At 70.1% G+C, this 2,757-nt stretch carries 3 protein-coding genes; 1 reads left to right on the top strand and 2 read right to left on the bottom strand.

Annotation, left to right across the window (positions count from 1 at the left end; all coding sequences use genetic code 11):
* Nucleotides 1-467, top strand: a 467-nt coding sequence (locus JNW89_RS33655; RefSeq protein ID WP_238452109.1) for an anti-sigma factor, incomplete at its 5' end; no start/stop codon positions are given.
* Nucleotides 468-634: 167 nt separating this feature from the next.
* Here JNW89_RS33655 and JNW89_RS33650 read toward each other — a convergent pair.
* Together JNW89_RS33650 and JNW89_RS33645 are read right to left on the bottom strand one after the other, a co-directional pair.
* Nucleotides 635-1,594 (bottom strand): electron transfer flavoprotein subunit alpha/FixB family protein, encoded by a 960-nt coding sequence (locus tag JNW89_RS33650; RefSeq protein ID WP_088963606.1) that lies wholly within the window; start codon nucleotides 1,592-1,594, stop codon nucleotides 635-637.
* 11 nt (nucleotides 1,595-1,605) lie between these two features.
* Entirely contained in the window at nucleotides 1,606-2,385 is a 780-nt protein-coding gene (locus JNW89_RS33645; RefSeq protein WP_238452108.1) for an electron transfer flavoprotein subunit beta/FixA family protein, read from the bottom strand.
* Between the last annotated feature and the right edge of the window lie 372 nt (nucleotides 2,386-2,757).

The following is a 2,757-nucleotide window of genomic DNA, read 5'->3' as shown; positions in this document are numbered from 1 at the left end:
CCGGCCGGCGCCGGGGCTGGCCGCGCTGGGCGACGACCGTGGTGACGGCCACCGCCGCCGCCGTGCTCGGCGTGGTCGGCACCCTCGCCGTGCTGGACGCCACCGACCGGGAGCCGGATCGGGCACCGCAGCAGGCCGTCCTGGCCAGCGCGCCGCTGTCCGCGTACGGGAGGACGCCGAAGGACGCCAACGGCGACGCCCGGATCTTCACCGACGGCCGACTGCACCTGCACGTCGCGAATCTCCCGGACGTTCCGGGGTATTACGAGGTCTGGCTGATCAACCCGACCAGCATGGAGATGTTCTCGATCGGTGTGCTGCGCGATCCGTCGGGGGATGCGCTGCTCCCGTTACCACCAAATGTCGATCTTCAGGCATACTCGGTTGTCGACGTCTCCGCCGAGCAGTACGACAACAAGCCCGCCCACTCCGGCGACAGTTTGCTGAGGGGCACCCTGACGGGCTGATCGGCGGGCCGGCTCAGCTCCCCGGCCCGCCGATCAGCTCCCTTTTCCCACCGCGACGGGAACGGGAACAGATACAGAGAAAGAGTGGCCATCCTTCGCGGAATGGCCACTCTTTCTCTGTATCTGCGTCGCGTCGGGGCGCCGGCCGGCGGCGCCCCGAGCGGGCGTCACTTGCGCTTGCGGATCTCCTCGGCGGCCTGGGGGACGACCTTGAAGAGGTCGCCGACCACGCCGAAGTCGGCCAGCTCGAAGATCGGGGCCTCGCCGTCCTTGTTCACGGCGACGATCGTCTTCGAGGTCTGCATGCCGGCCCGGTGCTGAATCGCGCCGGAGATGCCCAGCGCAACGTAGAGCTGCGGGGAGACGGTCTTGCCGGTCTGACCCACCTGGAACTGGTGCGGGTAGAAGCCGGAGTCGACCGCCGCGCGGGACGCGCCGACGGCGCCGCCGAGCAGGTCGGCCAGCTCCTCGACCAGCTTGAAGTTGTCGGCGTTGCCGACACCACGACCACCGGAGACCACGATGCCGGCCTCGGTCAGCTCGGGGCGGGAGCCCTTCTGCTCGGCGACCCGGTCGACGACCTTGGCCAGCTTGTCGGTGTCGGTGACCGCCACCGTGAGCTGCTCGACGGCCGGGGTGGCCGGCGCCGGGGTCGGGTTGACCGAGTTCGGCCGGACGGTGACCAGCGGCAGACCCTTGGTGACCTTGGACTTGACGATGGTGGAGCCGGCGAAGGCGACCTGGGTCGCGGTGCCGTCGGCGGCCAGGCCGACCACGTCGGTCAGGATGCCGTTGTCGAGCTTGACGGCGAGGCGGGCGGCGATCTCCTTGCCCTCCTGCGCGGAGGCGAGCAGCACGGCGGCCGGCTGCACCCGCTTGACCAGCTCGGCCAGCACGGTGGCCTTCGGGGCCACCAGGTAGCCGTCGATCTCCTCGCTCTCGGCGGCGTAGATCTTCTCCGCGCCGTACTCGCCCAGCTTGGCGCTCAGCGCCTCGGCGGCGCCGGCGCCACCGAGCACCACCGCGCTCGGGGTGCCCAGCTCGCGGGCGAGGGTGAGCATCTCCAGGGTGACCTTCTTGACGCCGAATTCCCGGGTGGCTTCGACGACGACGAGAACCTCAGACATGTCCAGACCTCTCACACGAACTTCTCGGTGGCGAGGAACTCGACCAGCTTGACGCCGCCCTCGCCCTCGTCGGTGATCTTGGCGCCGCCGGAACGCGGCGGGCGCTTGGTGTGCTCCAGCACGGCGCTGGTCGCGCCGTCGAAGCCCACCTCGGTCGGGGCGACGCCGAGGTCACCCAGGGAGAGCGTCTGCACCGGCTTCTTCTTGGCGGCCATGATGCCCTTGAAGGACGGGTAGCGCGGCTCGTTGATGGTGTCCCAGACGGAGACCACGGCCGGGGTCGAGGCGGTGATGACCTCGTAGCCCTCCTCGGTCTGCCGCTCGACGGTCAGCGTGGCGCCGTCGACGGTGAGCTTGCGGGCGCCGGTCAGCGCCGCGACGCCCAGCCGCTCGGCGATCATGTGCGGCATGACCTGGACCCGGCCGTCGGTGGACTCGGCACCGCAGATGACCAGGTCGGCGTTGAGCTGACCGAGGGCGGCGGCGAGCACCTTCGAGGTGGCCACGGCGCAGGACCCGTGCAGGGCGTCGTCCACCACGTGCACGGCCTTGTCCGGGCCCATGGAGAGCGCCTTGCGGATCGACTCGGTCGCCCGGTCCGGACCCATGGTCAGGATGGTGACCTCGCCGCCGTGCGCCTCCTTGATCTTCAACGCCTCTTCGATGGCGTACTCGTCCATCTCGTTGATGACGTTGCTCGCCGAACCGCGGTCGACGGTGTTGTCGTCAGGACGCAGGTTGCGGTCCGCGCCCGAATCGGGCACCTGCTTGACGAGTACGACGATGTTCATCGCGTTTCGACGACCCTCCTGTTGGTGTGGCGATCGCTCGCCCGGTCACGGGCGCAGCCTCGCGCGTCCGTTGACGCCCGGTCAACCGCGGGCGCTTGTGCAGTTGCCCACGGCGCAATGTTACCTGCCAGTAGCTTCGGCTTCCTGGGCACTCAGAGTGACACAGCTCACCGGAGCCGCGCGCCCGGCTAGACTCACAAACCGGGAGGTGTCGTGACATGTCGGGACGGGATGCGGGACGTCCGGTCGGCGCGGCGACCGGCGGCGACCGCGCACCGGAGCGCTGCGGCCGGCCGGCGGCGCCGGAGGCGTACCGGTGCGCGTGCGGCCGGGTCCGCGACCTCTGCGTCCGCGACACCGTGCACACCGTCT

The organism is Micromonospora sp. 4G55, assembly GCF_016803375.1.
This window is presented reverse-complemented; position numbering and strand designations above follow the sequence as displayed.